Here is a 7,334-nt window from a genome sequence, read left to right as displayed (position 1 = left end):
CAAAACCGTCATCCACGTCATGGCCGACGCACAGCGCCTCGGCGTTACAAAACTCGGAATCGTCGGACAGGAACAGTTCGTAGACGGTAAAATATAAGGGGTGGGTTTGATCATGAAATTGTGGTCAAGTATCTGATACGTCGTTTTTATTATTTCCATTTATGAAAAGCGGTTGATTGTCATGCAGCATACATTCCAGTCTGGGCGCGGGATGGTGACATCACCGCATCATCTGGCCAGCCAGAGTGGTCTTTCCATACTGAAGCAGGGCGGCACAGCTCTAGAGGCTATTGTGGCAATGGCCTCTACCTTATGTGCGGTTTACCCTCATATGACTGGTATTGGAGGCGATGCTTTCTGGTTGGTTTCTTACCCAGATGGCCGGGTGGAAGTGATAGAAGCCTGTGGTGCTGGAGCCTTACAAAGTTCAGCAGATGCATATCGTCAAGCAGGACATACCACTGTGCCATGGCGTGGAGGGTGGGCCGCCAACACAATGGCTGGCACTGTTTCTGGCTGGCAGCTTGCTTTGCAGCAGAGTGCATCTATCAAGAACCCACTTCCATTGAATGCACTTTTGGAAGATGCCATTTGGTATGCTGAAAATGGCTATGTTGTTTCAGAGAGTGAAGCCGAGCTTCTGGCTTCCAAGCAAAGCGAACTTTTGCAAAATCAGGATTTTGCACAGTCTTATGCGCCTGATGGCAAATTGTTTCAGCATGGCATGGTACGTAAGAACCCGGCATTAGGGCAGACACTGCGCCAACTTGCCCAAGATGGATTGCAAAGTTTTTATACAGGTGCCACCGCGCACACCCTGTTGCAGGATCTGCAACGCGCAGAAAGCCCCTTAAGGGCAGAAGATTTTGTATCTCATAAAGCTCTCTTTAAAAAACCACTTGCTGCAAAGCTGAAGGGGGCACACGTTTACAACGCACCGCCACCCACTCAGGGCGTGGCTTCTTTGGCAATCTTGCGGCTATTTGAAAAACTGGGTGTGCAGGAAGGCGAGGGCTTTGCGCATATACATGGCCTGATAGAGGCTACAAAACAGGCCTTTTTGTTCCGCAATGCGCATGTAGGTGATCCACGGTGGATGACAGAAGATGCACAGGCTTTTCTAGACAACGAAAAACTGTGCACCGAACTGGCGCATAAAATTGACATGCAACATGCTTCCCCTTGGCCTCAGCCCTCACAGGCCGGAGACACCACATGGATGGGAGCCATTGATCCCTCTGGCATTGCTGTCAGCATGATACAAAGCCTGTATTTTGAGTTCGGATCTGGTGTTTTTCTGCCGCAAACAGGAATTCTATGGCAAAATCGTGGTGCTTCCTTCCAACTGGGGGAAGGCGCATGGAATGCCTTTGCACCAGGCCGCAAGCCTTTTCATACCCTCAATCCAGCACTAGCGCATTTTGATGATGGCCGGGTGATGGTTTACGGCACAATGGGGGGAGAAGGCCAACCCCAAACACAGGCAGCGGTTTTCACCAGATACGCACAGTTTGGCACACCTTTGCAGCAGGCTGTTACGGCCCCCCGATGGTTACTGGGGCGCACATGGGGAAGTGAAAGCCAATCCCTAAAGGTAGAAAGCAACATGGATGCTGGTGTTGTGGCCAAGCTGGAAAAAGCAGGCCATCCTGTAGAACGTGTTGCACCTTTTTCCAGCATCATGGGGCATGCCGGGGCTATCGTACGGCATGCTCATGGTGTTCTGGAAGGCGCGGCAGACCCACGTAGTGATGGATGTGTGGCGGCTTTTTAAGGCCGCTCATACACAGATTGCCCATTCACCCACGTTGCTTTTACGCTGCGATCATCCCCCAGAATAATCAATGGGAAAAGCATATCCTGCACCGTCTGGCAGGGGGCTGTTCTTTGCGCAAGCATAGGCGTGGCAGCCGGATCTAATATACAAAAATCCGCCTCCATACCGGGTGTAATGCGGCCGATTTTTGTATCCAGTTTAAGAGCTTCCGCAGCCCCCGCCGTTGCAAGCCAGAAAGCCTGAAGAGCTTGCAACCTTTCTCCCCCAGCCATGAGAGAAACTTTATAGGCTTCTCCCATCGTGCCAAGCATGGATAAGGTTGTGCCTGCACCAATATCTGTACCCAAGCCGACATGCACGGGCCGGTCTGACCGCATGGCATCAAACAGTTTAAATAAGCCGCTCCCTAAAAACAGGTTGGATGTCGGGCAATGAGCAAGCGTGCACCCTGCATGATGACATTGCTGAAAATCTGTTTCCTGCAAATAAATACCATGCCCAAAAATAGAGCGTGCTCCAACTAACCCTGCCTGTGCGTACACATCCAAATATGAAGCGGATTCTGGAAACAAGCTGGCAACAGCTTTTATTTCATCCAGATTTTCCGCCAAGTGCGTTTGCATAAACACATCTGGGTGGCGTGCCAGCAGACCACCCGCCATTTCCAATTGTTCTGGTGTGCTGGTAATGGCGAAACGAGGCGTGACCGCGTAAAGCTGACGGCCTTTATTGTGCCAGCTTTGAATTAAAGCGGTTGAATCATCATACCCACTTTTGGCCGTATCTCGTAGATTATCTGGGGCATTGCGATCCATCAGCACCTTGCCCGCAATCATGCGTGTCCCGCGTTTTTCTGATTGTTTGAAAAACGCATTCACTGATTGCGCATGCACTGTGCAGTATACCGCAGCAGTGGTTGTTCCATTCCGCAAAAGTTCGTCCAGAAACGCGCTGGCAACAGCTTCTGCATAGGCCGAATTATCAAACTGGGCTTCGGTTGGAAAAATATACTGTTCCAACCACGGTAAAAGTTGCTGCCCCCAGGAGGCAATAGCTGGCATTTGCGGGTAATGAACGTGCGTATCAATAAACCCGGCGGAAATAATGCTATCTGGGTAATGTGTAACTGCAATGGCCTTATCTAGCTTAGGCACAAGGGCCGCATAAGGCCCACAATCCATTATACGGCCCGCTTCCATTATAATCAGGCCGTCTTCTTCAACATGCAGGCTTTCTTCCGGAGGCACCAGAAAAGGATTGCCCGTGAACGTAATGTAGCAACCCCGAATAGCCGTTTTTGCTGAAGATACTGACATGATTTTATAGCTGTTCCAGAAAGAAATTTTCAATTTCGCTAATAATAAACCGCGCTGCCGTAGAAAGCTGGCGAGAGCGGTCTACACACAAAGCCAAGGATAATGGCGTAAGTTTTTTATGCACAATAGGGGTAAAAGCAAGTTGGTTCTTTTGCACTTCATCATAGGCATCCAGATAACTTAAAATCCCAATTCCCGTGCCCTCCAACACCAGAGATTTGATCATCTGAATATTATCTGCACGTGCAACAGCAGCTATTTCTATACCTGTTTCTGCTTCCAAAAGCCCAATGGGCCGCCAAAGCGCAAGAGGCGGCGAAGGCACAATAACCGGATATTCCGCAGCCACACTAAAACGTGCCTCGCTTAACGCCGCAACGGGGTGAGACGGCAGAGAAATAAACCCCAAAGGGATTTCCTTATGCGCCCGTACGGTTAATTCCCGCATGTGGCTTGGGTTAAACATAAGGGCAAAATCTGCGTGTCCCTTTACCAGAAGCTCTCCCATATTCTGGCTTTTGCGCACATGCACACTCACCAAAATACCCGGATGGCTTTCACGCAGCCGCCCCAATAGAACCGGCAAGAAACCTTTGGTGAGTGCATCTGGAATAAGAATATCCGCCGTGCCCTGCCGTAAGCCTTTAAGATTATCAAGCTGGATTTTAAGCGTATTTAAGTCTCGCGACCAATGGCGGCAGGATGTTAGCAGCAATTCCCCTGCCGTTGTTAGGCGCAGACCTGTTGGCAAGCGTTCGAACAATAACGTGCCCAGTAATTTTTCACCCTGAAGAATCTGCCTATCAATAGCGGAAGCGGCAATATGCAATTCGTCCGAAGCCTTACGGATTGAGCCATGCTGAGCAACAGCCATGAAGTAACGAAGAAAACGGGAAAAAACTGGCATTTGCTTTTGCTCTCATTTTGCGAACGCACCATGCTGAATTATGTCATATACAAGAACGATGCGAATGTGAAACATTATGCTTGATTTTATCGTCGTTGTCAGGGGCATGAATCAGATTGTTTTCGGGCAACGCATATTTCGGACTGATATGCAGGCATGGAACAGCTTAATAAACGTGTGCGTGATGATCTCGCAAAAATTCAGTATGCAACAGGCAATTGGTGCATTCCCCACAAGCATGATGGCGAAGATGTTCTGGATGTTGCTATTATTGGCGGCGGGCAGGGCGGTTTGGCCACCTGCTTTGGGCTAAAGCGGCGCGGCATTACCAACACCTGTATTTTTGATACCGCCCCCAAAGGAGGAGAAGGCCCGTGGATTACGTTTGCACGTATGCTAACCCTGCGTACGCCCAAATATGTAACCGGCCCAGATTTGGGCATTCCCAGCCTGACACCTCAATCCTGGTACGAAGCACGCTACGGAGCTGCTGCATGGCACACGCTGGATAAAATTTCCCGCCAGGATTGGCAGGCTTATCTGGATTGGGTGCGTGATGTTCTGGATTTGCCTGTAAAAAATGAACACGAACTATTAGATATTGATTGGCAGGATAACCTGCTGAAACTAACTTTTGCATGTGCCGGTGGCGTAAAAAAACAGGTTTGGGCGCGCAAAATTGTGCTGGCAACGGGTATTGAAGGCGGTGGCGCATGGCATGTGCCAGACTTCATTACAAAAGCTCTGCCAAAAGCACGTTATGCCCATACGTGCGAACAGATTGACTTTGAAAAACTGCGCGGCAAACGCATTGGCGTTCTTGGTGCCGGGGCCTCGGCTTTTGATAACGCGGCAACGACTTTGGAGCATGGTGCCAAGCAGGTTGATCTGTGCCTGCGTCGTAAAAAAATTCCATCTGTAAACCCATACCGCTGGATGGAAAATGCTGGATTTCTCAGCTATTTTTCAGAACTGGATGATCTGGTGCGCTGGCGCTTCATGCAGCGGATTTATGATCTCAACCAGCCGCCCCCGCAGGATACGTTCTGGCGCTGCCGGAGCCATAAAAACTTTGCCTTCCACACGGGCACTCCGTGGCTTTCCGTGAAGGAGGAAGGGAAAGACGTGGTTGTGACCACGCCACATGGTGAAATGCGGTTTGACTTCCTGATTATTGGCACAGGATTTGTTATTGATCTGGCCCAGCGGCCAGAACTGGCTAAAGTGGCGCCGCATATTGCCCTTTGGCGGGATTGTTTTGCCCCACCGGAAGACGAACAAAGCACACTTCTGGGCAGCCACCCTTATCTGGGCGAACGCTTCCAGTTTTTGCCGCGCAATGCGTCCGATCCACTAGCTCCAATGCTTGCGGCCATTCATAACTTTACATTCTCTGCCACACCCAGCATGGGGCTTTCTGGCTCATCCATCAGCGCCATGCGGTTTGGGGTGGAAAAACTCACCTTCGGCATCGGGCGTGATCTGTTTGTGCAGGATGGTGAAAAACACCTGCAAAGCCTGCTGGATTACAATGTAGATGAATTGGTTAGTCTGGAACCTCCTCAGTGTGTGTGATGATGTGTTCAGGAAGGTAAGGAAATAATGCAGAATTACCCGCGCGATATGGTGGGATACGGCGCTTGCCCGCCGGATCCACGCTGGCCCAACGCTGCCCGTATAGCCGTGCAGTTTGTTGTGAATTACGAAGAAGGTGCCGAAAACTCTGTCCTACATGGAGATAAAGGGTCTGAGGCGTTCCTTTCGGAAATGATCGGCACAACATCTATCGTAGGCGAACGCTGCATGCAGATGGAAAGTCTGTATGAATACGGTAGCCGCGCGGGGTTCTGGCGCTTACATCGGTTGTTCGAACAGACGGGCATCAAGCCCACCGTGTTTGGTGTGGCAACAGCTATGGCACGCAACCCCATAGCCGTTGCAGCCATGCAGAAAAGCGGGTGGGAAATTGCCTCTCATGGCCTGCGCTGGATTGATTATCAGCATATGCCTGAAGATGTTGAGCGTGAGCATATTCAACAAGCCATAAAGCTACATACGCAAGTTACGGGTGAACGTCCGCTTGGGTGGTATCAGGGCCGCACAAGCCCGAACACAGCCCGCCTTGTGGCTGAAGAAGGCGGCTTTGTTTACGATGCGGATTCATATGCAGATGACCTTCCGTATTATGACAGAACACACGGCAGGCCGCAGCTTATTGTGCCTTACACGCTGGACGTGAACGATATGAAGTTTGCGGCTCTGAACGGCTTTACAGAAGGCGAACAGTTTTTCCGCTACCTGCGAGACTGCTTTGATATGCTGTATCAAGAGGGCGGTCGCATGATGTCTGTTGGCCTGCACTGCCGTCTGGCAGGCAAGCCCGCACGTGCCTTGGCAGTTGCCAAGTTTATACAGCACATCCAGCAGCATGAAGGAGTGTGGACACCAACCCGTCTGGAAATAGCCCGCCATTGGCAAAAGGTGCACCCCGCATGATGTGCTTGCAGGATGTAAACACGCTCTCTCCCGCACAGTTTGTTGAAACATTTGGGGGCATTTACGAACACTCTCCGTGGGTGGCGGAAGCGGCCGTAACGCAACGCCCCTTTGCCTCCTTGCAGCAGATGCAACTGGTCTTTTCCCAAGCCGTGCAACAGGCTCCGGAAAGCCAAAAACTGGCGTTGGTGCGTGCCCACCCAGAACTTGGCCACCGTATGGGCATAGATCCGGACTTAAGTGCTGAATCAACGCAGGAGCAGGGGAGCGCCGGGTTAGATCGGCTTTCTCCCACCGAATACAAGCAACTCCATGAGCTGAATGACGCTTACCACAAAAAATTTGGCATGCCGTTTGTTATTTGTGTCCGCAAAGCCACCAAAGCCGTTATTCTGGAAGCCTTGGAACAACGTCTGACAAGCTCCTTTACAGTAGAGCTTGCAGAAGCGCTAAAGCAGATTGATGCAATAGCAGCCTTAAGATTACAGGATAAGGTGCAGGCATGAGCTCTCTTTCCACACATGTGCTTAATACAGTTTCTGGCCACCCGGCCAGTGCTGTGCAAATCCGCCTTTTTGCCGGTGATACTCTTGTGTTTACAGGGGTAACAAATGCCGATGGCCGCTGTGCAGAACTCAGAAATCTTGAACTCAAACCCGGTCAGTATCGGCTGGAGTTTGAAATCGGCACCTATTTTCAGCAACAGGGCATGAATCTGCCAGAACCTCTTTTTCTGGATATCGTGCCAATTGTTTTTGGATTGGGTGAAGCCATGCACGCCCATGTGCCGCTGCTTGCTGCACCTTATGGTTATTCTACTTACAGGGGAAGCTAACAG

General features: G+C 50.6%; 7 protein-coding genes and 1 pseudogene. 6 read left to right on the top strand and 2 right to left on the bottom strand.

Annotation, left to right across the window (positions count from 1 at the left end):
• Positions 1-97, top strand: a pseudogene (locus tag FKW31_RS01875) (biopolymer transporter ExbD); the annotation flags it as partial.
• Between the two features lie 84 nt (positions 98-181).
• Positions 182-1,774, top strand: a complete 1,593-nt coding sequence (locus FKW31_RS01870) for a gamma-glutamyltransferase family protein (RefSeq protein ID WP_150177367.1) — start codon at positions 182-184, stop codon at positions 1,772-1,774.
• Here FKW31_RS01870 and guaD read toward each other — a convergent pair.
• Complete coding sequence (guaD, locus tag FKW31_RS01865; protein WP_150177365.1) at positions 1,771-3,093, bottom strand: guanine deaminase; 1,323 nt, start codon at positions 3,091-3,093, stop codon at positions 1,771-1,773. The genes FKW31_RS01870 and guaD overlap by 4 nt on opposite strands.
• A gap of 4 nt (positions 3,094-3,097) precedes the next feature.
• The gene (locus FKW31_RS01860) at positions 3,098-4,000 is read right to left on the bottom strand and encodes a LysR family transcriptional regulator (protein WP_006115357.1); all 903 of its coding nucleotides are present in this window, start codon (positions 3,998-4,000) and stop codon (positions 3,098-3,100) included.
• A 156-nt stretch (positions 4,001-4,156) separates the two neighbouring features.
• Here FKW31_RS01860 and FKW31_RS01855 point away from each other — a divergent pair, with 156 nt between their 5' ends.
• Genes FKW31_RS01855 through uraH form a run of 4 tightly spaced genes read left to right on the top strand, consistent with a single transcriptional unit; the run spans position 4,157 to position 7,331 of the window.
• Positions 4,157-5,575 carry an NAD(P)-binding domain-containing protein gene (locus FKW31_RS01855; RefSeq protein ID WP_150177363.1) on the top strand — a complete coding sequence of 473 codons (1,419 nt, stop codon included), beginning with the start codon at positions 4,157-4,159 and terminating at the stop codon, positions 5,573-5,575.
• A gap of 27 nt (positions 5,576-5,602) precedes the next feature.
• A complete protein-coding gene (puuE, locus tag FKW31_RS01850) occupies positions 5,603-6,496 on the top strand; it encodes an allantoinase PuuE (protein WP_150177361.1) in 894 nt (297 codons plus the stop codon).
• Positions 6,493-7,002, top strand: coding sequence for a 2-oxo-4-hydroxy-4-carboxy-5-ureidoimidazoline decarboxylase (uraD, locus tag FKW31_RS01845; protein ID WP_150177359.1), 510 nt, complete (start codon positions 6,493-6,495; stop codon positions 7,000-7,002). Before puuE ends, uraD begins: the two co-directional genes overlap by 4 nt.
• Positions 6,999-7,331 (top strand): hydroxyisourate hydrolase, encoded by a 333-nt coding sequence (uraH, locus tag FKW31_RS01840; protein ID WP_006115353.1) that lies wholly within the window; start codon positions 6,999-7,001, stop codon positions 7,329-7,331. The genes uraD and uraH overlap by 4 nt, the downstream gene beginning before the upstream one ends.
• The last annotated feature ends 3 nt before the right edge of the window (positions 7,332-7,334 follow it).

Origin of the sequence: Acetobacter sp. DmW_136 (genome assembly GCF_008690365.1) — a bacterium.
Lineage (GTDB): Bacteria > Pseudomonadota > Alphaproteobacteria > Acetobacterales > Acetobacteraceae > Acetobacter > Acetobacter oryzifermentans.
The sequence above is the reverse complement of the archived record's forward strand: the minus strand, read 5'-3'. Positions and strand labels throughout refer to the sequence as shown.

Bases quoted from the DNA above. Each gene is read 5' to 3' on its own strand.
- FKW31_RS01870 (WP_150177367.1), top strand. From the start codon at position 182: ATGCAGCATACATTCCAGTCTGGGCGCGGGATGGTGACATCACCGCAT.
- guaD (WP_150177365.1), bottom strand. From the start codon at position 3,093: ATGTCAGTATCTTCAGCAAAAACGGCTATTCGGGGTTGCTACATTACG.
- FKW31_RS01860 (WP_006115357.1), bottom strand. From the start codon at position 4,000: ATGCCAGTTTTTTCCCGTTTTCTTCGTTACTTCATGGCTGTTGCTCAG.
- FKW31_RS01855 (WP_150177363.1), top strand. From the start codon at position 4,157: ATGGAACAGCTTAATAAACGTGTGCGTGATGATCTCGCAAAAATTCAG.
- puuE (WP_150177361.1), top strand. From the start codon at position 5,603: ATGCAGAATTACCCGCGCGATATGGTGGGATACGGCGCTTGCCCGCCG.
- uraD (WP_150177359.1), top strand. From the start codon at position 6,493: ATGATGTGCTTGCAGGATGTAAACACGCTCTCTCCCGCACAGTTTGTT.
- uraH (WP_006115353.1), top strand. From the start codon at position 6,999: ATGAGCTCTCTTTCCACACATGTGCTTAATACAGTTTCTGGCCACCCG.